Origin of the sequence: Sphingomonas spermidinifaciens, from assembly GCF_002351485.1 — a bacterium.
GTDB lineage: Bacteria > Pseudomonadota > Alphaproteobacteria > Sphingomonadales > Sphingomonadaceae > Sphingomonas > Sphingomonas spermidinifaciens.
In genome coordinates, this window is record NZ_NWMW01000001.1 from 218,266 (window position 1) to 241,702 (window position 23,437).

Sequence of the window (23,437 nt, forward strand, 5' to 3'; positions counted from 1 at the left end):
CGGTGCTTCGAGACGCGTCGGCCAGGGTCATGTGCTGCGAGGCCCCTAACGGGCGCCCGCAACCCATGTTCCGGAGAAAATGGCTATTCTAAAGAAGGTTAGCGTAAATTCGCGGGCGCAAGATCACGCCGTCGCGGGCTTGGTGCCCGGCGCCTCGACGATGCGGATGCCGAGCTCGCGAAGCTGCTTGGCCGTGACCGCCGAGGGGGCGTTCATCATCAGATCCTCGGCCTTCTGCGTCATGGGGAAGGTGATGACCTCGCGGATGTTCGGCTCGTCGGCGAGCAGCATGACGATGCGATCGACGCCCGGTGCCGACCCGCCATGCGGCGGCGCGCCGCACTTGAAGGCGTTGATCATCCCCGAGAAATTGGCATCGACCTCGTCCTGCGAATAGCCCGCGATCTCGAACGCCTTGTACATGATCTCGGGCTTGTGGTTCCGGATCGCGCCCGACGACAGCTCCACGCCGTTGCAGACGATGTCGTACTGATAGGCGAGGATATCGAGCGGGTCCTTGGTTTCCAGCGCCGCCATCTCGCCTTGGGGCATCGAGAAGGGGTTGTGGCTGAAATCGACCTTCTTGGCGTCCTCGTCATACTCGAACATCGGGAAGTCGACGATCCAGCAGAACTCGAACCGGTTCTGGTCGATCAGCCCCAACTGCTCGGCAACGCGCGTGCGGGCGAGGCCGGCGAGCTTGGCCGCCTGCCCTTCCTTGCCCGCGGCGAAGAACACGCCGTCGTTGGCACCAAGGCCCAGCGCCGCGATCAGCGTGGCGGTGGCTTCCTCGCCATGGTTCTTGGCGATCGGGCCGCCGGGGACGCCGTCCTTGATGTTGATGTAGCCGAGGCCCGAATAGCCCTCGCCTCGTGCCCAGTTGTTCATGTCGTCGAAGAACTTGCGGCTGCCCGCGCCCGCCCCCGGCGCCGGGATCGCGCGGATGACGCTGCCGCTCTCGACGAGGCTCGCGAAGATGCCGAAGCCCGAGCCCACGAAATGCTCGGTCACGTCGACGATCTCGATCGGGTTGCGCAGGTCGGGCTTGTCGTTGCCGTACTTGAGCATCGATTCGCGGTACGGGATGCGGCGGAAGGGGAGCGCCGAGACGCTGCGGCCCTTGCCCTGCCAGTCGGCGAACTCCTCGAACACGCCGTGCAGCACCGGCTCGATCGCGGCGAACACGTCCTCCTGCGTGACGAAGCTCATCTCGAAGTCGAGCTGATAGAACTCGCCCGGCGACCGGTCGGCACGCGCATCCTCGTCGCGGAAACAGGGCGCGATCTGGAAATAGCGATCGAAGCCCGCGACCATCAGCAGCTGCTTGAACATCTGCGGTGCCTGCGGCAGCGCATAGAATTTGCCCGGATGAACGCGGCTGGGGACGAGATAGTCGCGCGCGCCCTCGGGGCTGCTCGCCGTCAGGATCGGCGTCTGGAACTCGGTAAAGCCCTGATCGATCATCCGCCGGCGCAAGCTCGCGATCACGCTGGCGCGCAGCATGATGTTGGCATGTACCTTCTCGCGGCGCAGGTCGACGAAGCGATAGCGGAGGCGGATATCCTCGGGATATTCGTTCTCACCCGCGACCGGCATCGGCAGGTCGTGCGCCATCGACTGGACGACCGCCTCGACCGCGCGCACTTCGATGGCGCCGGTGGGCAGATTGGGGTTCACCGCCTCCGCCGCTCGCGCAACGACCTTGCCGGTGATCGTCACCACCGACTCGCTCCGCAGCGATTCGATGACGGCAAATGCCGGGCCATCGACCTCGGTCACGATCTGGGTGATGCCGTAATGGTCGCGCAGGTCGATGAAGACGAGGTCGCCATGATCGCGCTTCTTGTGGACCCAGCCCGACAGGCGGACTTCCTGTCCGACATCGGTGTCGCGAAGGGCGCCGCAATGGTGCGTGCGATAGGCGTGCATGGTCGTCATCTCTCTATCCAATAAGCCCGTCACCCCAGCGGAGGCTGGGGTCTCCATCCGCTGGCGAGGCGCAGGTGGAGGGAGATCCCAGCCTTCGCTGGGATGACGCCGGTCACGGCCCGGCGCATCCTGTCCCTTCCCCTCTTTGTCAACCCGCGCAACTGGTTCTATGGGGAGGCGATGCACATACACGGCCTGATCGAGGACAATGCCGCCCTCGCCAATCTTTGCACACGCCTTGCCAATTCGCCCTTCGTCGCGGTGGACACCGAGTTCATGCGCGAGAACAGCTACTGGCCCGAGCTCTGCCTGATCCAGATCGCCGACGAGAACGAGGCCGCGGCAATCGACCCGATGCAGCCGGGCATCGATCTCAAGCCCCTGCTCGACCTGCTCACCGAGAACGAGGACGTGCTCAAGGTCTTCCACGCCGGCGGACAGGATATCGAGATCGTCTATAACCTGACCGGCAAGACCCCCCATCCGCTGTTCGACACGCAGATCGCGGCGATGGCGCTGGGTCAGGGCGAGCAGATCGGTTACTCGAACCTCGTCGACAGCTATCTCGGCATCGTCGTCGACAAGGGCGCGCGCTTCACCGACTGGTCGCGCCGGCCGCTCGATGCGCGGCAGATCGACTATGCGATCGCGGACGTGACGCATTTGTCGAAGATCTTCCCGCGGATGCTCGAGAAGCTGAAGCGCACTGGCCGCGGCCTGTGGCTCGACGAGGAGATGGAGCGGCTGGCGGACCCCGCCAACTATTTCAACGATCCCGACGAGGCGTGGCAGCGCGTCCGGATCAACAGCCGCAAGCCCGAAGTGCTCGGGCGCCTCAAGGCGCTCGCCCGCTGGCGCGAGCTGGAGGCGCAGGGCAAGGACCTGCCCCGCGGTCGCATCGTCAAGGACGAGACGATTGCGGACCTCGCCGCCAATCCGCCCAGGAAGCAGAGCGACCTCGCCCGCGTGCGCGGCCTGTCGGCAACCTGGGGCGGCAACGATATCGGCGGGCGACTGATGGCGGCGCTCGAGGACGCGAAGCCGATGCGCGGCGACGAGCTGCCCGCGCGCGACGATCGCCGGCCGGGCGTCGGCAAGGATGGCGCGCTGGTCGCCGACCTCTTGAAGCTCCTTCTCAAGATCCGCGCCAAGGAGATCAACGTCGCCGCCCGCCTGCTCGCGCGCTCCGATGATCTCGAAGCGCTGGCGGCAGGACAGCGTAACGGGCTCGCGGTGCTCGACGGCTGGCGCTACGAACAGTTCGGCCGTGATGCGCTGGCTTTGGTCGAGGGGCGGCTGGGCTTCGCGGTCAAGGGCGGCAAGCTCAAGATGACCCGCACCGAAGAGCCCGCCGCGGCAGCGGCCGACGAAGAGGAAGCCGCATGATCCGCCTCGCCCCCATCGCGCTGATCGCCCTCGCTGCCTGCGCGCCGACGACCGAGCCCGCGACCGCCGATCCGGCGACGGGCGCGCAGTGCGACGCGACTCCGGTGCAGGCTCTTGTCGGCCAGGCGGGCGACGCCGCGACGGTCGATAGGGCCAAGGTCGGTTCGGGCGCGCGGACGGTGCGTCGCTATGCGACCGGCTCGGCACTGACGATGGACTTCCGCCCCGACCGCCTGAACGTCGAGGTCGATGGCGGGGGGAAGATCGTGAAGCTGTCCTGCGGCTGATCCTGCCTCCCCTCCCTGGAACGGAGGGAGCGCTTTGCGCCCGCAGAGCGTTTGCTGGGCCTCCCTGCTCTCGCTTATCCCTCGGTTCTTGCTGAATAGCGATCGAGTAGGCGCGCCAGCGGCGTATCGAGGCCGCGGATTGAACGATCGCTAGCTCATTCCACCCCCGGCCGCGCCGGAAATTTCGCCCGGGCGAGCGCGAACGTCCGCCGCGCCGTCGTCGCCCCCGGTGCGCTCGCGGCGGTGCCTACCCAGCGCCAGTGCCACGGCTCCCATTTCACCTGCTGCCGGTTCCCCGCCGGGAAGCTCAGCTCGAATCCAAAGCGCGACGCATTGGCGAGCAGCCATTTGCCCATGTCGGTCGCCGCAAAGCAGGCATCGGCATCGGGGCAGCCGCCGCGGTCGCGGGTGCCGAAATCGATGACATAGCCCGTCGCATGCTCGCTGTGGCCGGGCGGTGCCGAGGCCCAGGCGCGGTCCCTGAACCCTTGGCTACGGCCCGACAGGATGCCGGCGCAGAAGGTCTGTGCCTGGAACGCGACGCTCCGCTGGCACGACACCGCCCGCAGCTTGCCCGCCACACGCGGATCGGCATCGGCCGCCGCGATCAGTCGCTGCAGGTCGGGTAGCGTCGCAGGATGTACCCGGCAGCTATCGTCGCCGAGCGCGGCCGGCGCTGGCACCAGCGCGCTTACTGGCATCTCGGGATAGGGAAAGTGATTGAGCATCCGCCCGTCCGGTCCCGGCGCGACGACGCCCCGCCCGCACAGCGCCATCGGCGGCCGCGCGGCTGCGACGAGCACCGACGGCGGCGCCGCGGGCAGCGGCGTGACGGGCGCGGGCGTCGCCACTACGACGGCGGGCGCGGGCTTGGCCGTCGGTGCGCAGCCGGCGAGCGCAAGCAGCGCCCCCTCCCCCATCAGCCCCGCCCATGCTAGGCGAGCGCGCATGACCCGTCCCGACCTTGCCGACCGTGTCCTGTTCATCGACGGCGAGGCGCTGATCCTCGACAAGCCCGCGGGGCTGCCCGTCGATGAACCCCGCGACCGTTCGCCCAGCGTGACCGCGATGCTCGATGACCTGACCTTCGGCTTCAAGCGCGCGCCCCTTCCCGTCCATCGGCTCGACCGCGACACCAGCGGCTGCCTTCTCCTGTCGCGCAACCCCAAGGCGCACAAGCGGTTCCAGCAGGTGTTCGAAGCGGGCCTGGTGACGAAACGATATCTGGCCGTGCTGGCCGGCGTGCCCGAGGGCTCGAGGGGCACGATTGATCTGCCACTCGCCAAGGTCTCGACCGCGGAGACCGGCTGGCGGATCGTGCCCGACCCGCGCGGCAAGCGCGCTGTCACCCATTGGGAAGTGCTGCGCGCGGAAGGCGACCGCGCCCTCGTCGCTTTCACCCCCAAGACCGGGCGCACTCATCAGATCCGCGTCCATGCGGCGAGCGGTCTCGGCCTCCCGATCGTCGGCGATCCGAACTACGGCCGGGCCGAGCGCGGCGGGATGCTGCTCCACGCCCAGCGACTTTCGCTCCCGCGCGAGGGCAAGGCGGCGGTCGAGGCAGAGGCGCCGCTGCCCGACCGCTTTGCCGCGGCCGGATTCGGCGAGGGCTAGGCGATGCAGCTGCCCGACTTCGAGGCCTGGGCGATCTTCGCGTGCGTCGTCGAGCATCGCAGTTTCAGTGGGGCGGCGCAGGCACTCGGCCTTAGCAAGGCGACAGTGTCGAAGGCGATCAGCCGGCTCGAGGCGCGGCTCGGCACCGCGCTCTTCCACCGCACCTCGCGTCGGCTGACGCTGACCGACAGCGGCCGCTCGCTCGCCGAGCATGCCCAACGCATCCTTGCCGAGGGACAGGCGGCCGAGGAGCAGGCGCTCGAAAGCGCCCGCGCGCCGACCGGCCTCGTCCGGGTCGCCGCGCCGATGACCTTCGGCATCCGCCATGTCGCCCCCGCCATTGCCGACTTCATGGCCGCGCATCCGGGCATCGAGATCGAGCTCGCCTTGTCAGATTCGCGCGTCGATATCGTCGCCGAGGGGATCGACATCGCGCTCCGCATCGCCGACCTGCCCGACAGCTCGCTTCGCGCGCGGCGCCTGTCCGCGGTGTCGTCGCACGTCGTTGCCAGCCCCGCCTATCTGGCGCGCGCCGGCACGCCGACGCATCCGGCGCAGCTCGCCGAGCATCCATGCTTCGGCTATACCAACATCGCCAACCCGACCTGGCTGTTCCACGGGCCGGGCGGCGAAGTCGCCGCCGTCCGCGCGGCAGGACCGCTGTCGACCAACAATGGCGAAGCGATGCTGCCCGCGCTGGTGGCCGGCCTCGGCATCGCGCGTCTGCCCGATTTCATCGTCGATCGCGAGCTGGCGTCGGGTGCGCTGGTCTCGATCCTGCCCGACTGGCGCGCGCCGCCGGTCGCGCTGCACCTGCTCACCCCGCCCAGTCCGCGTCGCCCCGCGCGCGTCGAATTGCTGATCGCATGGCTCTCCGAACGCTTCCGTAATGTTTGCGAACGAGAAGGTAAGCACGCCGACTCGCGGATTGCTGCCGATTAGCGAGAAATTAACCTTTTGGCTTCAGAGCTGTTTAGGTTAATGCAAGCGTCCAGCGAGCGGCCGGCCAAAGGGGGCATAGCGCATCTCGCGACAGGACAGGGGATCCGGCCGATGCGCGTTTTGCTGATCGAGGACGAGCCTACCACTGCCAAGGCGATCGAGCTGATGCTCGCGACCGAGGGATTCAACGTCTATTCGACCGACCTGGGCGAAGAGGGCTTGGACCTGGGCAAGCTCTACGACTACGACATCATTCTTCTCGACCTGAACCTGCCCGACATGCACGGGTACGATGTTCTCAAGAAGCTGCGCGTGGCGCGCGTCCAGACGCCCGTGCTGATCCTTTCCGGCGTGGCCGAGATGGATTCGAAGGTGCGCAGCTTTGGCTTCGGCGCTGACGATTATGTCACCAAGCCGTTCCATCGCGAGGAACTGATCGCGCGTATCCACGCCGTCGTCCGCCGCTCCAAGGGCCATTCGCAGTCGGTCATCAAGACGGGCAAGCTCGCGGTCAACCTCGATGCCAAGACGGTAGAGGTCGATGGCGCCCGCGTCCACCTGACCGGCAAGGAATATGCGATGCTGGAGCTGTTGTCGCTCCGCAAGGGCACGACGCTGACCAAGGAAATGTTCCTCAACCACCTTTACGGCGGGATGGACGAGCCCGAGCTCAAGATCATCGACGTCTTCATCTGCAAGCTGCGCAAGAAGCTGTCGATGGCGACCGAGGGCGACAATTATATCGAGACCGTCTGGGGCCGCGGCTATGTGCTGCGTGATCCGGAGGAAGTGCGCGAGGCGCAGGTCGCTTGATCCCCAACCGATGAACTTCCCCAGAGCGGGGGAAACTGGGAACGGCGCCGGTTCGGGGGATCCGGCGCCGTTTCTGTGTACGTGGTCGCGGCTTGTTAACGGCTGACCGCTAAGATCTGCCGTCATTGTGGAGGCGGCCCTGTACCATCAAGCGATCGAGCGGCCACAGCCGGCGGATGCGCCCGTGTCGGCGCGCCTGCTGACGCTTGCCGACCTCGATGCGCTGCATGCGGCGGCGTGGGACGATTGCGCCGCTTGCGCCGCTGAGCCCAATCCCTTTTCCGAGCGCTGGTTCGTCATGGCATCGGCCCGGCATCTCGGCGATGCAGGTGCCATTCGCGCGGTCGCGGCGTTTCGCGGCCAGCGGCTGATCGGCCTGATGCCGCTCGCGACTGAGCCGCGTTACTACCGTATCCCGCTGCCCACACTCGCAAACTGGGTCCATGCCAATGCCTTTCTCGGCATGCCGCTGCTGCACGCTGGTGACGAGGCGCCGGCGATCCGGGCGATGCTCGCCTGCCTCGACAAGGCACCCGGCCTGCCCCCGCTCCTTCATCTGACGGCAATCGCCGAGGGCGGCGCTGCGCACCGCGCGCTCACCGCTGCCGCCGACCGGCCGATCGCGGCGGTCCTCCGATACGAACGCGCGCTGCTCGCCAGCGACCTGTCGCCCGCAGCCTATTACGAAGCAACGGTGCGAAAGAAGAAGCGCAAGGAGCTGAAGCGCCTCGCCAATCGCCTCGCGGAGCTCGGCCCCGTCGTCACGACCCGCTTCGGCGAGGGCGATGAGCTGGACGACTGGATCGAGGCGTTCCTGACGCTCGAGGCGTCGGGCTGGAAGGGGCGCGAGGGTTCGGCCCTCGGCAGGGACGCGTCCAAGCGAGCTTTCTTTGCCGAGGCGCTGGCGGGCGCTCGCGATGCCGGGCGGCTCGAAATCCTGCGCATGACCGTCGCCGGGCGGACGATCGCGATGCTCGTCAACTTCCGCTGCCCCCCCGGCAGCGCCTCGTTCAAGATCGCCTATGACGAGGATTATGCGCGCTTCTCGCCGGGCGTGCTCATACAGATCGAGAATTACGAGGTGCTCACCGACCCCGCGATCGACTGGATGGACAGCTGCGCGGCGGCCAACCACCCGATGATCGACAGCCTGTGGGCAGAGCGTCGCGGCATCGTCCGGCTGACGCTGCCCATCGGCGGCGCACGCGGGCGCCTCGCCTTCGCCGCGGCGCGCGCGGTCGAGCGCAGTTGGGCCGCGATCAAGGCGCGCCGCGCACCCACCCCTTCACCGCCACGGAACGACCACGATGACGCAGATCTTTGACGACGGCGCGCGCAGCACGTTCGACGCGCTCTATCCCGAAACCGCGGGCAAGCTGACGCATGGCCTTGTCGGGCACAAATTGTTCGAGCTCGAGTCGCTCGTCGCCCTTGCGCAGCGGATGCGGCCGGTTGATGTCGAGCAGAATCTCGCCGACCTACCGATCGGGGTCGATCCCGACGCGGTGCGCGACAACGGTCTGTCCTTCGCCGATACGATCCGGTCGATCGAGGAAAACGGCTCGTGGATGGTGCTGAAGTTCGTCGAGCAGGATCCCGCCTACAAGGCGCTCATGGACGAAGTGCTCGACGAGATCGCACCGCTTGCCGCCCCCTCGACCGGGCCGATGCTGAAACGCGAGGCGTTCATCTTCGTGTCGTCGCCCAAAGCGGTCACGCCGTTCCACTTCGATCCCGAGCACAACATCCTGCTGCAACTGCGCGGGTCAAAGACGATGACCGTCTTCGACCCGGCCGACCATGACGTGGTGAAACCGGAAGCTCATGAGGCTTTCCACCGCGGCGCGCATCGCAACCTGCCCTTCCGCGACGAGATCAAGGACCGCGGCCAGCCGATCACGATCGCGCCAGGCGAGGCGATCTACGTGCCGGTCAAGGCGCCGCACTGGGTCCAGAACGGGCCGGCGACGTCGGTGTCCTTCTCGATCACCTGGCGCTCCGGATGGAGCTATCGCGAGCAGTACGCGCACAATCTCAACGCAATGCTGCGCGATGTCGGCCTGTCACCCTCGGCCCCCAAACGTTATCCGGCGCAGAACCTGGCCAAATCGACGGCATACCGCGCGATCGCCAAGGCACGCCGGGTGGCGGGAATCGACAAGCCCGGTTGAGAACGCTAGCCCCCAAATTGCTCAGGGATCCTACTTTCTCTGCGACGGCCCGCTCAGGCGGCGGCAAACCTCTTGAGGCCCGCCTCCAGATCGGCGATCAGATCGCCCGTATCCTCCAGCCCGATCTGAAGCCGGATCATCGGCCCGTCGGCTGCCCAGCGTGTCGCGGTGCGGTAGAATTGCGGATCAACGGGGATGACAAGGCTTTCATAGCCGCCCCAGCTATAACCGATGCCGAAATGCGCGAGCCCGTCGATCATCGCCGCGCGGCCCGCATCGCTGTCACCCTTCAGAACCACGCTGAACAGCCCCGCCGCCCCCTTGAAGTCGCGCGCGAACACCTCGTACCCCGGGCAGTCGGGCAGCGCCGGGTGCAGCACCCGCGCCACCTCCGGCCGCGTTTTCAGCCACTCGGCGATGGCGAGCGCCGAACGCCCCTGCTCGTCGAGCCTGAGCTTCATCGTGCGCAGCCCGCGGCTGCCCAGCCACGCATCGTCCGGGCTCACGCACTGACCGAGCTGATAGGTCGCCGTCCGCAGCGCCTCAAGCCGCCCCGGACCCGCCGTCACTGACCCCAGCATCACGTCCGAGTGCCCGACGACATATTTCGTGCAGGCGAGGATCGTGTAATCCACCCCCCGCGCAATCGCGGGAAAGAGGAGCGGCGTTGCCCAGGTATTGTCGAGCAACGTCACCAGCCCCCGTGCCTTCGCCACCGCGACGATCGCCGGCACGTCCTGCACCTCGAAAGTCAGGCTGCCGGGGCTTTCCATGAAGACAGCGCGCGTCGCCCGGCCGATCAGATCGGCGATCCCCGCGCCGACGAGCGGATCATAGAAGCGCGTTGATATTCCCATCCGCTTGAGGATGCCGCCCCCCAGCGAGCGCGTCGGGTCATAGGCGCTGTCGGGAATCAGCACCTCGTCGCCGGGCGACAGGACCGCAAGCAGCGCCGTCGCGATCGCGGCGACACCCGAGGGGTAAAGAAGCGTCCCCTCCGCACCCGGCTCAAGCTCATCGAGCGCATCGGCGAGACTCCATTGAGTCGGCGTGCCCCTCCGGCCGTAGAACAGGCGGTGGGTGGTGTCGCGCTTGGCATTCGTGCGCAGGTCGGCGACGCTGTCGTAGAGGATCGTCGACGCGCGCCAGACTGGCGGATTGACGATCCCCCGCGTCCACTCGTCCCGCCGCCCGCCCTGCACCACCCGGGTGGCATCGGCGATCGGGGCGGCAGGGTGGGTCGGGTCAGTCATGCGGCGGGTGGTAGCGTCCGCGGCCGGAGTGGACAATTCCTCCGCGTGCCGGCAAGGATCTTCAGGCCTTCGCCGTCTCAGGATGCGCACCCCATTCCGACCAGCTGCCGTCATAGAGCGCCGCCTTCTGCCCCAGCAGATGCAGCGCGAAGGCAAGCACCGACGCGGTGACGCCCGAGCCGCAGGTAGTGACGATCGGCTTCTCCACATCCACTCCCGCCGCCTCGAACGCCGCGCGAAGCTCGTCCTTCGACTTGTACGTCCCATCGGCATTGAACAGCCGGGCGATCGGCACGTTCGCGGAACCGGGGATATGCCCCGACGCGGTGCCAGCGCGCGGCTCCGGCTCCTCGCCCGAGAAGCGCGAGGCCGAGCGGGCATCGACGATCTGCTCGGTGCCGCTCGCCAGACTGGCCTGCATGTCGGCGAGCGTGCGGACGCTGCCGCGATCCTCCCACACGGTGAAGTGGCGATGGCGCAGCGTTTCGCGCCCGCTCGCGACCGGCCGGTCCTCGGCCAGCCACTTGGCGAAGCCGCCGTCGAGGATCGCGACGTCATGCGCGCCGAAGGTCTTGAGCATGAACCACGCGCGCGCCGCGGTCTTGTACGGGGAATTGTCATAGAGGATGATGCGGCTACCGTCGCCGAGCCCCAGCGACTGCATCCGGCTGGCGAACTTCTCGGCAGCCGGCAGCATCATCGGCAGGTCGCTCGACGTGTCGCGCACGTCCTCCAGATCGAGGAACACCGCCCCGGGGATATGCGCCCGCTCGTAATCGGCGGCGCCGTCGCCCTGCCCGGCCATGAACCACGTCGCGTCGACCACGCGCAGGTCGCCGGCCCCCAGTTCACCTTCGAGCCAGTCGGTCGAGACGAGCGAATCCATGGCAGTCCTCCCCAGCGGTTTTTTGCCAGCCTACGTAGAAGCGTCGCTCCCGCCAAGCGTCCGAAGGTAGGTGGCGGCCTGTTTCCGGACGGCCTTCTGCGTCGCCTCATCCATCCGGTCCCAGTTCCGGTACGGCATGGCCAACCGCTGATTGTTGCCGAGCTTGGCTCGATTGCGCGCGAGAAAGTCCCAGTAGAGCGCGTTGAAGGGACAGGCGTCCGCTCCCTCGCGCTTCTTGACGTCATAGCGGCAGTGCCCGCAATAATCAGACATGCGATTAATGTATGCGCCTGAGGAGGCGTAAGGCTTCGACGCGAGCAGGCCGCCGTCGCCGAACTGGCTCATGCCCAGGGTGTTGGGCGCCTCCACCCATTCATAGGCGTCGGCATAGACCTCAAGATACCAGCGCTGCACCTGTTCGGGATCGGCCCCAATCAGGAGGGCGTAATTGCCCGTCACCATCAGCCGCTGGATATGGTGGGCATAGGCATGGTCGATCGTCCCGCCGATCGCCTCTGCCATACAGTGCATGTCGGTCTCGCCCGTCCAATAGAAATCGGGCAGGTCGCGCTTCGCATTCAGGAAGTTTCGCGTGGTATAGTCCGGCCCCTCGCGCCAGTAGATGCCGCGCACGAACTCGCGCCAGCCGATGATCTGGCGGATGAAGCCTTCCGCTGCGTTGAGCGGCACGCGCCCGGCGCGGTACGCCTTCCCGACCGCACGGCACAGGTCGAGCGGGTCGAGCAGCCCGGCATTGAGGTAGGGCGACAGGACCGCGTGCCACAAATACGGCTCACCCGTCACCATCGCGTCCTGATAGTCGCCGAAGCGCGGCAGATGATGCTTGAGGAAATGCGCCTGTTGTTTCAGCGCATCCTCGCGCGTCACCGCAAAGCCGAAATCTTCGAGCCGGCCGACATGATTGTCGAAGCGCGCCTTCACCAGGCTCAGCACGTCCTGCGTGATCTTGTCCGGCTCGAACGCGAGCGGCGCGGGCGGCCTCGCGGCTGCGGGGGGCGGCTTGCGATTCTCGGCATCGTAGTTCCATTGCCCGCCCTCGGGCTTGGCGCCGTCCATCAGGAGGCCGGTCTTGCGCCGCATTTCGCGGTAGAAGAACTCCATGCGCAGCGACTTGCGATCCGCCGCCCAGGCCTCGAACTCGGCATGGCTCGCGACGAAGCGGGTGTCGGGGCGGATCTCGACCGCGCAGTCGAAACGATCCTGCCAGCTTTCGAGCATCGCGCGCACGCGCCACTCCCCCGCTTCGGTGACGACGATCCGCTCGGGGCGAAGCCGCTCGACCGCGCGCGCAACCTCGGCCGAGAAACTGCCCTCGTTGTCCGGATCGTCGAGGGTGACATAGTCGACCTTCCATCCGGCGGCGCGCAGCCGCTCGGCATGGTGGCGCATCGCCGAGAAGAGGAAGGCGATCTTGCGGACGTGGTGGCGGACATAGGTCGCCTCGTCCCCCACCTCCATCATCAGGATCCGCGCCTCGCCCTTGTCGATGCCGTCCAGCGAGGAGAGATTGTCGGATAGCTGGTCGCCCAGCACCGGGATCAGAACCGTCAAATCTTCCCTCCGTCGCGCGTCCGACTATATGGCGAGCCCATGACCCCCAAGCATCTCGGCCAGACCAGTGCCCTGCCCGCCAGCCCCGACGAAGCGGTCCTGGACTATGTTCCCAATCCGCGCCCGGGTTCTTTGTACTGTGTCCGCTTCGCCGCACCCGAGTTCACCTCGCTCTGCCCGGTGACGGCGCAGCCCGACTTCGCGCACCTCGTCATCGACTATGCGCCGGCTGAAACGATCGTCGAATCGAAGTCGCTGAAGCTCTTCCTCGGGAGCTTCCGCAACCATGCGGCGTTCCACGAGGACTGCACCGTCGGGATCGGCGAGCGGCTGGTCGCGGAGATGAAGCCCCAATGGCTGCGGATCGGCGGCTACTGGTATCCGCGCGGCGGCATCCCGATCGATGTTTTCTGGCAATCGGGCCTAGCGCCCGAGGGGCTTTGGGTCCCGGATCAGGGTGTTGCGGGATATCGCGGTCGCGGCTGATAGCGTTGAACGCGGGCTGAACCGACCCGTGTTGCATTGCACCAATGTTGCAACCATATTTCGATCAAGTCGTTTGGGAGACGAAGCTTAGGGCCTGCCCGGTCCGTGTTGCATATGCGAAAGGTAAGCCATGTCGACGCTTGAGGGAGCGAAGGCGCCGCGGATCAATCATCTGGCGCTGATCGGCAATTATCTGCCCCGCCAGTGCGGGCTCGCGACGTTCACCACGCATTGCCATCAGGCGATGATCGACCGCTATCCCGACCTTCGCGTCGATGTCTATGCGATGGACGACCATCCTGGCCGCCACGCTTATCCCGAGGCGGTGACCGCGACGATCCCGCAGCACGACCTGTCGGCCTATCTCGCCGCGGCGCGTCGGATCGAAATGTCGGGCGCGCAGGTCCTGTGGGTTCAGCACGAATATGGCATCTTCGGCGGGTCGGCGGGCGACCATCTGCTCGCGCTGCTCGACCGCACGTCGCTGCCGGTCATCGTCACGCTGCACACCATCCTCGAAAAGCCGAGCGCCGAGGAACGGCGGGTGATGGAGGCGCTGCTCCGCCGCGCGAGCAAGGTGATGGTGATGGCCGAGAAGGGCCGCGAGATCCTGACCCGTGTACACGGCGCCGACCCGCGCCGCATCGTCACCATTCCGCACGGCGTACCCGACCGCGCCTTCCTCGACCCCGACGCCATGAAGCCGCGCTTCGGCTGGGAGGGGCGGCGAGTCATCTTCACTTTCGGCCTCCTCGCCCCCAACAAGGGTATCGAGACGATGATCGCGGCAATGCCCGAGATCGTGAAGGCGGAACCACGCGCGCATTATATCGTCCTCGGCGCCACCCACCCCAACCTCGTCGCGCACGAGGGCGAGGCATATCGCGAGCGGCTGATCGCGCAAGCGGCCGAGCTCGGCGTATCGGATCATGTCGAGCTGCTCGACGGCTTCGCCGAGGAGCCGGAACTCCTCGACTATCTCCAGGCCGCCGATATCTATGCGACCCCGTACCATAACCCCGCCCAGATCACCTCGGGCACGCTCAGCTTCGCGGTGGGCATGGGCAAGCCCGTCGTCTCGACGCCATATGTCCATGCGACCGAGATCCTGGCCGAAGACCATGGCGTGCTCGTCGACTTCCGTGATGTCGCCGGCTTCGCGCGAGCAATCGGCGGACTGCTCGCGGATGATGGTGCGCGCATGGCGCTGGCGACGCGCGCCTATGCTCGCGGCCGGACGATGATGTGGCCGTGCCTGGCCGAGGGGATCATGAAGGCGGCGGAGCAAATCGCGACCGCCCGCCCCCGCCGGATCCCCGGCGTCGCCGCCGAGTTCGCGCCGCTTCGTCCCGACCTGTCGGCGGTGGAGCGGATGAGTGACGCGACGGGGATGCTTCAGCATTCGATCTATTCGATCCCCGATCGCCGTCACGGTTATTGCATCGACGACAATGCTCGCGCGCTAATCCTGATGTGCCGGATCGATCCGCTGGACGAGGTGGTGCGAGACAAATGGACGAGCATCTATGCCTCGTTCGTTCAGTACGCCTGGAACCCTGATAAGCGGCGCTTCCGCAACTTCATGCGCTTCGACCGCGCCTGGTGCGAGGACGAGGGGTCGGAGGATTCGAACGGTCGCACGCTCTGGGCGCTCGGCGTTGCCGCGACCGAGGCGCGCGAGCAGAAGCATCGCGACTGGGCGGCGGCGATGTTCGACCAGACGGCCAGCCTCGCCTTCGACCTCGGCAGCCCGCGCGCGCAGGCGTTCGCGATGCTGGGTGCGGCGGCGATGCGCGACGGCTTCCCGTCGCATCCGATCGCGACGCGCATCCTCGAGACCTTTGGCGAGCAGTTAGTCGCGCTGTGCGAGACGAATCGGCGCCCCGACTGGCAGTGGTTCGAGATCGTCCTCGCCTATGACAATGCCCGCTTGCCCGAGGCGCTGATCCGCGCGGGTCATGTGCTCGGCCGGCGCGACTTCATCGCCTGCGGCATCGAGACGCTCGAATGGATCGTCTCGCGTCAGACGTCGCCCGCGGGCAATTTCCGCGCGGTCGGAACCGAGAGCTTTGGCCGAGCCTATGCAGAGCCGCTCCCCTTCGACCAGCAGCCGCTCGAGGCGCAGGCGACGGTAGAGGCGTGCGCCGCCGCGTTCGAGGCAACGGGCGAGAAGCGCTGGTTCGACGAGGCGATGAAGGCCTATCGCTGGTACCTCGGCGGCAACGACCTCGAACTGCCGCTGGCGACGGCGCAGGATGGCGGCTGTTTCGACGGGCTCCAGCCCACCGGACTTAATCGCAACCAGGGCGCCGAATCGATTCTGGCGCTACAATTGGCCAATTGCGCCATTTCCGGGCTTTCAAAGGCGGCAGCAAATCTGGCAGACCCGCCTCGCATCGTCGTCGCCTAGAACAATCGGGTCGGAGAGCGACGGCCTTACGGGGGGCTTGAATGCTCGAACTGGAAACCCACGCGCTGCGGCTGCATGCCGATCCGTCGCGCGTGGTCGTACGTCCGTTTCACATCGCCTGGCAGTCGAACGGATCGGCGCCCAGTCGGACCGAGCGGCTGGTGCACGCCGTGCTCGCCATGTCGCCGATCGAGGCGCGGCGGCAGCTCAATACCGTGCTTAAGGATTTCGAGGCGCGCCACTGGCAGACGCGGCGCGTGTTCATGACCCGTTACGACCAGATCGAGGAGTTGCTGAAGCTCGACGGCGCGTCGATCTCCGACGAGAAGCGTCAGCTGATCGGCGCCTATTTCTGCCACGAATACAGCTATGCCGCCGCCGCTCTGATGAACCCCAGCGCGGTGCCGCATTTCGACCAGTCTGGGATGCCCAAGGGGTCGCTGCGCATCCTCATGTCACTGCGCGCCGTGGGCGAGGGGCATATCAGCTCGGTCGCGTTCCGTGAGGGAATCATCACCGACCAGAACGAGCTGATCCTCGCGCCCGAGCCCCCCTTCGCCACCGCCGTCGACCGCGAGGGCGCCGACGAACTCGGTATCCCCGAAGGCGAGGTGACGGTCCACCGCCACCGCGATTCGACATTGTCGGGCACCGTCATCTTCCCGATCACGCGTGCGCAGTCGAACGGGCTGGAGGACATGCGCCTCGTGCACTTCACCCATGACGACGGGTCGGTCGAATGGCTGGGCACCTACACCGCCTATAATGGCTCGGTTATCCAGTCGGAGATGCTTCGCACCCGAGACTTCAGGGCCTTCGACCTCGTACCGATGACCGGCTCGGCCGCGCGCAACAAGGGCATGGGGCTCTTTCCGCGCAAGATCGGCGGCAAGTACATGATGATCGGGCGTCAGGACGGCGAGAACCTGTTCCTGATCCAGTCCGACACGCTGACCCACTGGGACGAGGGCGAGCTGCTGCTGAAACCCCACTACCCGTGGGAGCTGGTCCAGATCGGCAATTGCGGCCCGCCGATCGAGATCGACGAGGGCTGGCTGCTCCTCACCCACGGTGTGGGCGCAATGCGCAAATACTCGATCGGCGCGGTGCTGCTCGACAAGGACGATCCGTCCAAGGTGATCGGCCGTACCCGCGAGCCACTGCTGGCGGCGGCGGATCAGGATCGCGAGGGGTACGTCCCCAACGTCGTCTATTCGTGCGGCGCGATCCGGCACGGGGACCGTCTGTTCATCCCGTATGGCGTGGCCGACAGCTCGGTCGCGTTTGCCTTTGTGTCGATCGGATCGATGCTGAAGGTGATGGACTGATGTCGTGCTCCCGCGAAAGCGGGGGCACGACGCCGCCTCAGAATGGCAGCAACTCCGGCCCGCCCGGAAATATCAGATCCTCGGTCCAGTCGACGCCGACGAGCATCGTGAGCACGACGAACGCCACCAGCGACAGGTCGAACAGCGCCACCCCCGCCCAGGCGACTAAAGGGTGGAACGGCCCCACGCGGTCATAGCCGTCGCGGGTGGTGCGGGCGCGGCGATGCTTCATTGCGCGAGCGCCGCCTGCGCCGCCGCCAACCGCGCGATCGGCACGCGGTACGGGCTGGCCGACACGTAATCGAGCCCAACCTTCTCGCAGAATGCGATCGAGGCGGGGTCGCCGCCATGTTCGCCGCAGATGCCGAGCTTGATGTCGGGCCGCGTCGCCCGCCCGCGCTCGGCCGCCAGTTCGACCAGCTCGCCGACGCCCTCGATGTCGATGCTGACGAACGGGTCGCGCGCGTAGATCCCCTTCTCGACATAGACGCCGAGGAACCGCGCCGCATCGTCGCGGCTGACGCCGAGCGTCGTCTGCGTCAGGTCGTTGGTGCCGAAGCTGAAGAACTCCCCCACCTCGGCGATCTCGCCCGCACGCAGCGCCGCGCGCGGCAGCTCGATCATCGTGCCGACGAGATACTCGATCCGCCGGCCCTTCTCGGCGAACACAGCCTCTGCCGCCTTGTCGACCACGGCCTTCATCAGCTCGAGCTCCTTCGCCGTCGCGACCAGCGGGATCATCACCTCGGGCACCGGCGCCGCGCCGGACGACTCCGCGACCTCGACCGCCGCCTCGAAGATCGCGCGCGCCTGCATCTCGTAGATTTCGGGATAAGTGACGCCCAGGCGGCAGCCGCGATGGCCGAGCATCGGGTTGAACTCGTGGAGCTCGCCCGCGCGCCGCTTCAGCGCCTCGACCTCCAAGCCGGTGGCCTTCGCCACTTCCTCGAACTCGGCGTCCTCGTGCGGCAGGAACTCGTGGAGCGGCGGGTCGAGCAGGCGGATCGTGACGGGAAGGCCCGCCATCACCGCAAAGATCTCGGCGAAGTCGGCGCGCTGTTCGGGCAGCAGCTTGTCGAGTGCGGCCCGCCTCCCCGCCTCGTCCGAGGCCAGGATCATCTGGCGCACCGACGTGATGCGGCCCGCGTCGAAGAACATGTGCTCGGTCCGGCAAAGCCCGATGCCTTCCGCCCCGAACTCGCGCGCGGTGCGGCAGTCGGCGGGCGTTTCGGCGTTGGTTCGCACCTTCAGCCGGCGGACCTTGTCGGCCCAGCCCATCAGCGTCCCGAAGTCGCCGGCGAGCTCGGGCTGCACCGTCGACACAGCCCCCAGCATCACCTCGCCGGTCGAGCCGTCGATCGTCAGCACCTCGCCCGCCTGCACCTCGCGGTCGCCGACGCGCATCACGCCGTCCTTGCCCTTGATCGACAGGCTCCCGGCACCCGAAACGCAGGGGCGCCCCATACCCCGCGCCACCACCGCAGCGTGGCTGGTCATGCCGCCGCGCGCGGTCAGGATGCCCTTGGCCGCGTGCATGCCGTGAATGTCCTCGGGGCTGGTCTCGACACGCACGAGGATCACGTCCTCGCCCGCTGCCGCCATCTTCTCGGCGGTGTCGGCGTCGAACACGACCTTGCCCGACGCAGCGCCCGGCGACGCGGGCAGCCCCTTGGTCAGCACGTCGCGTGCGGCCGCCGGGTCGAGCGTCGGGTGCAGCAGTTGGTCGAGCGCCGACGGATCGACCCGCGCCACCGCCTGCTCCTCGGTAATCAGGCCTTCGCTTGCCATATCGACCGCGATCTTGAGCGCCGCCTTCGCCGTCCGCTTGCCGCTGCGCGTCTGCAGCATCCAGAGCTTGGCGCGCTCGACGGTGAACTCGATGTCCTGCATGTCGCGGTAATGCCGCTCGAGCGTGTCGAACACGCCCGCGAGCTCGGCATAGACCTCGGGCATCGCCTCTTCCATCGACAATGGCTTGGCCCCCGCCGCCTCGCGCGCCGCACGGGTCAGATATTGCGGCGTGCGGATGCCGGCGACCACATCCTCGCCCTGCGCATTGATGAGGAACTCGCCGTAATAACCGTTCTCGCCGGTCGAGGGATCGCGGGTGAACGCGACGCCGGTGGCCGACGTGTCGCCCATATTGCCGAACACCATCGCCTGTACGTTGACCGCGGTCCCCCAATCGCCGGGAATGTCGTTCAGCCGCCGATAGACCTTGGCCCGCTCCGACTGCCACGACCCGAACACCGCACCCACCGCGCCCCATAGCTGGTCGTGCACGTCCTGCGGGAAGGGCTTGTCCCACAATTCTTCAACCAGCCCCTTATATTCGGCGACCAGCGCCTTCAGGTCCTCAGCGGTCAGGTCGGTGTCGAGAAAATAGCCCCGATCCTCCTTGGCGATCTCCAGCGCTTCCTCGAACCGGTCGTGGTCGAGGCCGAGGACCACGTCGGCATACATCTGGATGAAACGGCGATAGCTGTCCCAGGCGAAGCGCGGATCGTCCGATACCGTCGCCAGCCCCTCGACCGTCTGATCGTTGAGCCCCAGGTTGAGGACGGTATCCATCATCCCCGGCATCGACACGCGCGCGCCCGAGCGGACCGAGACGAGCAGCGGATTGGCCGGGTCGCCGAACGCCTTGCCCGTCACCCCCTCGATATGCGCGATCCCGTCCGCAACCTCGGCGCGCAGGCTGTCGGGAAAGGCCTCGCCCTCCTCGTAATAGCGTGCGCACATCGCGGTGGAGATCGTAAAGCCCGGCGGCACCGGCAGGCCGATCGACGCCATTTCGGCAAGGTTCGCGCCCTTTCCGCCAAGGAGGTTCTTGTCCCCTTTGCCGCCGTCGGACACGCCGCCGCCGAAGCGATAGACATATTGCGGTTCGGTGCCCTGGCTCGCCATTAATTCAGTCCCTGCCTCTGGTCTTTGCATAGGTATGCGCTGCATTGCAGCAGCGATGGCGGGTGTCCACTCCGACTATAGCGCTATCAACCCTCGATCTTCGAGAAATCGGCCACCCGGTGCACCGCCGCGCGCATCCGTGCGAGCAGTTCAAGCCGCCGCTGCCGCTTGGCCGGATCGGCGTCATTGACCGTTACAGTTTCGAAGAAGGCGTCGATCGGCGCGCGCAGGCTCGCGAGTGCGGCCATCGCGCCCTCGAAATCCTCCGCCTCGATCGCTGCGGCGGCGCGCGGCTCGGCGGCGTCGAGCGCCGCGATCAGCGCGGCCTCGGCGGGCTCGAAAACAGGGGTCGCGTCGTCGCTCCTCTCGCCCGCGGCCGCGCCCGCCGCGTCCTGCCCAGCGGGTTCGGCGAGCGGGTCCTCCTCGCCGGTCTGCGGGATGTTCCCGCCGGCGAGGTCCGCGGCAATGAAGCGCGCCTCGTCGGGCATGCGCCGCGGCTCGTCACCGAACGGCTTCGACTGCTCCGCCATGTCGGCGAGGGAGAACTGGGGCGCCGGCGAGGCAGCAAGCGCCGGGCCTTCCTGCCACGCTTCCTTTTTCAGGATATTCGCCGCACGCTTGTACCCGGCAAGCAGGTTCGTCCCCTCGCCCGTCGCCACGAACCCCTGAAGCGCATGCACCCGCGCGAGCAACCGGACGAGATCGTCCTCGCCGCCGAGCGCGAACACCGCGTCGATCAGGTCGTGGCGGACGCCGGCCTCGCGCTGCTGGACTTTGAGGCGGTCGGCGAAGAAATCGAGCACCTTTGCAGGCGCCTTGGAGTCAAGTATTTCGATATCCGGATGCGCCGCGATGACGAGGGCTAGACGCGCACGTTCAGATAATCCGTCCTGATCAATCCCACCGATTCGCAGAGCCTCGTCGATAAGTTCAGTGCGCGGGCGATCTCGCTCGATCTCAGCATTTTCTCTCTGAATCCAGACCATTGCAGTCACCAGGCTGAGAGCCTGTTCCAGCGGCAATCTTAGATCAGACTGTGCTATAAGCTGGATTGCGCCCAAGCAGGCACGCCTGAGGGCATAAGGATCGCGGGACCCAGTCGGCGGCATTTCGCCAGTAAAGAAGCTGACAATCGTATCCAGCTTGTCCGCCAGCGACACCGCCACCGTCAGCGGCACGGTGGGCACCTCGTCGCCCTGCCCGACCGGCTTGTAGTGATCGCGGACGGCTTCCCAGACTTCGGTCGGTTCGCCCTGCGCCTTAGCGTAGTAGCCGCCCATCAGGCCCTGTAATTCGGGAAACTCGCCGACCATGCCGGTGACGAGATCGGCCTTGGCCAGCCGCGCGGCGCGTTCGGCGTGGGCGGGGTCGGCGCCCTTGACGATCCCTTCCTCGACCAGCCAGCGCGCGAGCTTCGCCACGCGCTCGACCTTGTCGGCGACGGTGCCGAGCTTTTCGTGGAAAACGATCTTCTCGAGCTTCTTCGCCTGCTCTTCGAGCGGCACCTTGAGGTCGGTCTCGTAGAAGAAGCGCGCATCTGAAAGGCGCGCGGCGAGCACCTTCTGGTTGCCCGCGACGATCTTCTCGCCGCCGTCCTTCGCCTCGATATTCGCGACGCAGACAAAGGCATTGGCGAGGCCGCCATCTGCTCCCTCGCACACGAAATACTTCTGGTTCACCCGCGCGGTCAGCTGGATGACTTCCGCCGGCACGTCGAGAAACGCCTCGTCGAAGCGGCCGAGCAGCGGCACCGGCCATTCGGTCAGTCCCGCATTCTCCGCGACCAGCCCCTCGTCCTCGATCAGCTTGAGCCCGGCCCCCGCCGCCAGCGCACCCGCCCGCTCGCGGATGAGCGCGCGTCGTTCATCCTGATCGACGATGACGTGGCACGCCCGCAGCTTCTCGGCATAGTCGTGCGCGCCGCCGATCGTGATCGCATGCGGGCTATGGAAGCGGTGGCCGACCGTCGCGAACCCGCTCTCGATCCCCGCCACCTCGCAAGGCACAAGCTCCTGCCCGAAGATCGCGACGATCCCCTGCAACGGCCGAACCCAGCGAAGGCTCTCGCTCGACAGCGAGGCGTCGCCCCAGCGCATCGACTTGGGCCAGGGGAAGGCACGAACGATCGCCGGGATGGCCGCGGCGAGCACCTCGGCCGTCGCACGGCCGGGCTTCTCGGTCACGGCGAACCACACGCCGTCGCGCTCGGTCAGCTGGTCCCTGGTGAGGCCGGTCTTGCGCAGGAACCCTTCCAGCGCCTGCTCGGGCGCGGAGGTGCGCGGCCCCTTCACTTCCTCGCGCGCCCCCTCGGTCGCGTCGGGCAGGTCGCGCGCGATCAGGGCGAGCCGGCGCGGCGTCGCATAGGTGACCATGCCGCCCGCCAAGATGCCAGCCTTGGCAAGCTCGGCGACGAACAACTTCTCAAGGTCGGCACGCGCGCGATCCTGCATCCGCGCCGGGATTTCCTCCGACCGGAGTTCGAGGAGGAAGTCGGTCACAGGCTCCACTCCGGAAATCGCGTGCTCCACACCGGCGTCATCTTGTCGATCTGCGCCTTGCACGCGCCCTTCGCCAGGTCGCGGACGCGGCCGATATAGGCCTGTCGCTCGGCGACCGAGATCACGCCGCGCGCCTGAAGCAGGTTGAAGACATGGCTCGCCTTGATCGCCTGCTCATAGGCGGCGATCGGCAGCGCGGCGTTCAGCGAGTTCTCGCACTCGGCCACATGCTTGCGAAAGGCGTCGAACAGGCTGTCGGTATTCGCGACCTCGAAGTTCCAGGTCGACATCTGGACCTCGTTCTCGTGATACACGTCGCCATAAGTGACGCCCGCGTCGTTGAAGGCGAGGTCGTACACGCTGTCGACATTCTGGATGTACATCGCCAGCCGCTCGAGCCCGTAGGTGAGCTCGCCCGCGACCGGCTTGCAGTCGAAACCGCCCATCTGCTGGAAATAGGTGAACTGCGTCACCTCCATCCCGTCGCACCAGACCTCCCAACCGAGGCCCCAGGCGCCCAGCGTCGGGCTTTCCCAATCGTCCTCGACGAAGCGGATGTCGTGGCTGGCCATGTCGACGCCGATCGCCGCGAGGCTGCCGAGATAAAGCTCCTGCAAGTCGGTCGGGCTCGGCTTCAGGATGACCTGATACTGGTAATAATGCTGGAGCCGGTTGGGGTTCTCCCCATAGCGGCCATCGGTCGGCCGGCGGCACGGCTGGACGAAGGCGGCGTTCCACGGCTCCGGCCCCAACGCCCGAAGCGTCGTCGCGGGGTGAAAGGTGCCCGCCCCCATCTCCATGTCATAGGGCTGGAGGATGACGCAGCCGCGCGCACTCCAGTAATCATGGAGCGTCAGGATCATGCGCTGGAAGCTCATCGGCGCATCGGGTCGGGACAAGGCGCACCTTCATGTCGGATCGTGTGAAGCCGACCCCTTGGCGAACCCCCAGCCGC

Annotated in this window: 19 protein-coding genes; 10 read left to right on the top strand and 9 right to left on the bottom strand. The window is 66.9% G+C overall.

What is annotated here, in order from left to right; translation table 11 throughout:
- Nucleotides 1-123 precede the first annotated feature (123 nt).
- Complete coding sequence (aspS, locus tag COC42_RS01060) at nt 124-1,929, bottom strand: aspartate--tRNA ligase (RefSeq protein ID WP_096343003.1); 1,806 nt, start codon at nt 1,927-1,929, stop codon at nt 124-126.
- A 180-nt stretch (nt 1,930-2,109) separates the two neighbouring features.
- Here aspS and rnd point away from each other — a divergent pair, with 180 nt between their 5' ends.
- The gene (gene rnd / locus COC42_RS01065) at nt 2,110-3,315 is read left to right on the top strand and encodes a ribonuclease D (RefSeq protein ID WP_096343004.1); all 1,206 of its coding nucleotides are present in this window, start codon (nt 2,110-2,112) and stop codon (nt 3,313-3,315) included.
- Entirely contained in the window at nt 3,312-3,602 is a 291-nt protein-coding gene (locus COC42_RS01070) for an I78 family peptidase inhibitor (protein ID WP_096341448.1), read from the top strand. The genes rnd and COC42_RS01070 overlap by 4 nt, the downstream gene beginning before the upstream one ends.
- Nucleotides 3,603-3,757: 155 nt before the next feature.
- On the opposite strand, the gene COC42_RS01075 is transcribed toward COC42_RS01070, so the two are convergent.
- The gene (locus COC42_RS01075; RefSeq protein WP_245843753.1) at nt 3,758-4,552 is read right to left on the bottom strand and encodes a M15 family metallopeptidase; all 795 of its coding nucleotides are present in this window, start codon (nt 4,550-4,552) and stop codon (nt 3,758-3,760) included.
- Between COC42_RS01075 and COC42_RS01080 the strand changes: the two genes are divergently transcribed.
- The 5 genes from COC42_RS01080 to COC42_RS01100 all read left to right on the top strand — a co-directional run bounded on the left by COC42_RS01080 (nt 4,551) and on the right by COC42_RS01100 (nt 9,142).
- Nucleotides 4,551-5,216 (top strand): RluA family pseudouridine synthase, encoded by a 666-nt coding sequence (locus tag COC42_RS01080; RefSeq protein ID WP_096341449.1) that lies wholly within the window; start codon nt 4,551-4,553, stop codon nt 5,214-5,216. The genes COC42_RS01075 and COC42_RS01080 overlap by 2 nt on opposite strands.
- Nucleotides 5,217-5,219: 3 nt before the next feature.
- Nucleotides 5,220-6,158: a LysR family transcriptional regulator gene (locus COC42_RS01085; RefSeq protein ID WP_096341450.1), complete on the top strand. Its 939-nt coding sequence runs from the start codon at nt 5,220-5,222 to the stop codon at nt 6,156-6,158.
- 111 nt (nt 6,159-6,269) lie between these two features.
- Complete coding sequence (gene ctrA / locus COC42_RS01090) at nt 6,270-6,971, top strand: response regulator transcription factor CtrA (RefSeq protein ID WP_096341451.1); 702 nt, start codon at nt 6,270-6,272, stop codon at nt 6,969-6,971.
- A 184-nt stretch (nt 6,972-7,155) separates the two neighbouring features.
- A complete protein-coding gene (locus COC42_RS01095; protein ID WP_141395755.1) occupies nt 7,156-8,295 on the top strand; it encodes a GNAT family N-acetyltransferase in 1,140 nt (379 codons plus the stop codon).
- A complete protein-coding gene (locus COC42_RS01100; RefSeq protein WP_096341453.1) occupies nt 8,279-9,142 on the top strand; it encodes a cupin-like domain-containing protein in 864 nt (287 codons plus the stop codon). Before COC42_RS01095 ends, COC42_RS01100 begins: the two co-directional genes overlap by 17 nt.
- Before the next feature lie 53 nt (nt 9,143-9,195).
- Here COC42_RS01100 and metC read toward each other — a convergent pair whose 3' ends face one another.
- From metC to COC42_RS01115, 3 genes are all read right to left on the bottom strand, one after another.
- Complete coding sequence (gene metC / locus COC42_RS01105; RefSeq protein WP_096341454.1) at nt 9,196-10,395, bottom strand: cystathionine beta-lyase; 1,200 nt, start codon at nt 10,393-10,395, stop codon at nt 9,196-9,198.
- 61 nt (nt 10,396-10,456) lie between these two features.
- Nucleotides 10,457-11,281, bottom strand: a complete 825-nt coding sequence (gene sseA, locus COC42_RS01110) for a 3-mercaptopyruvate sulfurtransferase (protein ID WP_096341455.1) — start codon at nt 11,279-11,281, stop codon at nt 10,457-10,459.
- Between the two features lie 30 nt (nt 11,282-11,311).
- Nucleotides 11,312-12,853, bottom strand: coding sequence for a cryptochrome/photolyase family protein (locus COC42_RS01115; RefSeq protein ID WP_176484524.1), 1,542 nt, complete (start codon nt 12,851-12,853; stop codon nt 11,312-11,314).
- Nucleotides 12,854-12,892: 39 nt separating this feature from the next.
- On the opposite strand from COC42_RS01115, the gene queF reads away from it, so the two are divergent.
- The 3 genes from queF to COC42_RS01130 all read left to right on the top strand — a co-directional run bounded on the left by queF (nt 12,893) and on the right by COC42_RS01130 (nt 17,077).
- Nucleotides 12,893-13,339 (top strand): preQ(1) synthase, encoded by a 447-nt coding sequence (gene queF / locus COC42_RS01120; RefSeq protein WP_096341456.1) that lies wholly within the window; start codon nt 12,893-12,895, stop codon nt 13,337-13,339.
- A gap of 130 nt (nt 13,340-13,469) precedes the next feature.
- Entirely contained in the window at nt 13,470-15,749 is a 2,280-nt protein-coding gene (locus COC42_RS01125) for a glycosyltransferase family 4 protein (protein WP_096341457.1), read from the top strand.
- A gap of 41 nt (nt 15,750-15,790) precedes the next feature.
- Nucleotides 15,791-17,077: a glycoside hydrolase family 130 protein gene (locus tag COC42_RS01130; protein ID WP_096341458.1), complete on the top strand. Its 1,287-nt coding sequence runs from the start codon at nt 15,791-15,793 to the stop codon at nt 17,075-17,077.
- Nucleotides 17,078-17,114: 37 nt separating this feature from the next.
- On the opposite strand, the gene COC42_RS01135 is transcribed toward COC42_RS01130, so the two are convergent.
- From COC42_RS01135 to COC42_RS01150, 4 genes are all read right to left on the bottom strand, one after another.
- Nucleotides 17,115-17,309 carry a hypothetical protein gene (locus COC42_RS01135; RefSeq protein WP_096341459.1) on the bottom strand — a complete coding sequence of 65 codons (195 nt, stop codon included), beginning with the start codon at nt 17,307-17,309 and terminating at the stop codon, nt 17,115-17,117.
- A complete protein-coding gene (ppdK, locus tag COC42_RS01140; RefSeq protein ID WP_096341460.1) occupies nt 17,306-19,984 on the bottom strand; it encodes a pyruvate, phosphate dikinase in 2,679 nt (892 codons plus the stop codon). Before ppdK ends, COC42_RS01135 begins: the two co-directional genes overlap by 4 nt.
- Before the next feature lie 86 nt (nt 19,985-20,070).
- Nucleotides 20,071-22,482 carry a glycine--tRNA ligase subunit beta gene (gene glyS / locus COC42_RS01145; protein ID WP_096341461.1) on the bottom strand — a complete coding sequence of 804 codons (2,412 nt, stop codon included), beginning with the start codon at nt 22,480-22,482 and terminating at the stop codon, nt 20,071-20,073.
- A complete protein-coding gene (locus COC42_RS01150) occupies nt 22,479-23,345 on the bottom strand; it encodes a glycine--tRNA ligase subunit alpha (RefSeq protein ID WP_096341462.1) in 867 nt (288 codons plus the stop codon). Before COC42_RS01150 ends, glyS begins: the two co-directional genes overlap by 4 nt.
- Nucleotides 23,346-23,437: the final 92 nt, after the last annotated feature.

Bases quoted from the DNA above. Each gene is read 5' to 3' on its own strand.
- COC42_RS01130 (WP_096341458.1), top strand. From the start codon at position 15,791: ATGCTCGAACTGGAAACCCACGCGCTGCGGCTGCATGCCGATCCGTCG.
- COC42_RS01080 (WP_096341449.1), top strand. From the start codon at position 4,551: ATGACCCGTCCCGACCTTGCCGACCGTGTCCTGTTCATCGACGGCGAG.
- aspS (WP_096343003.1), bottom strand. From the start codon at position 1,929: ATGCACGCCTATCGCACGCACCATTGCGGCGCCCTTCGCGACACCGAT.
- COC42_RS01150 (WP_096341462.1), bottom strand. From the start codon at position 23,345: ATGATCCTGACGCTCCATGATTACTGGAGTGCGCGCGGCTGCGTCATC.
- ctrA (WP_096341451.1), top strand. From the start codon at position 6,270: ATGCGCGTTTTGCTGATCGAGGACGAGCCTACCACTGCCAAGGCGATC.
- COC42_RS01085 (WP_096341450.1), top strand. From the start codon at position 5,220: ATGCAGCTGCCCGACTTCGAGGCCTGGGCGATCTTCGCGTGCGTCGTC.
- COC42_RS01125 (WP_096341457.1), top strand. From the start codon at position 13,470: ATGTCGACGCTTGAGGGAGCGAAGGCGCCGCGGATCAATCATCTGGCG.
- COC42_RS01100 (WP_096341453.1), top strand. From the start codon at position 8,279: ATGACGCAGATCTTTGACGACGGCGCGCGCAGCACGTTCGACGCGCTC.
- COC42_RS01075 (WP_245843753.1), bottom strand. From the start codon at position 4,552: ATGCGCGCTCGCCTAGCATGGGCGGGGCTGATGGGGGAGGGGGCGCTG.
- rnd (WP_096343004.1), top strand. From the start codon at position 2,110: ATGCACATACACGGCCTGATCGAGGACAATGCCGCCCTCGCCAATCTT.
- COC42_RS01135 (WP_096341459.1), bottom strand. From the start codon at position 17,309: ATGAAGCATCGCCGCGCCCGCACCACCCGCGACGGCTATGACCGCGTG.
- queF (WP_096341456.1), top strand. From the start codon at position 12,893: ATGACCCCCAAGCATCTCGGCCAGACCAGTGCCCTGCCCGCCAGCCCC.
- sseA (WP_096341455.1), bottom strand. From the start codon at position 11,281: ATGGATTCGCTCGTCTCGACCGACTGGCTCGAAGGTGAACTGGGGGCC.
- ppdK (WP_096341460.1), bottom strand. From the start codon at position 19,984: ATGGCGAGCCAGGGCACCGAACCGCAATATGTCTATCGCTTCGGCGGC.
- metC (WP_096341454.1), bottom strand. From the start codon at position 10,395: ATGACTGACCCGACCCACCCTGCCGCCCCGATCGCCGATGCCACCCGG.
- COC42_RS01070 (WP_096341448.1), top strand. From the start codon at position 3,312: ATGATCCGCCTCGCCCCCATCGCGCTGATCGCCCTCGCTGCCTGCGCG.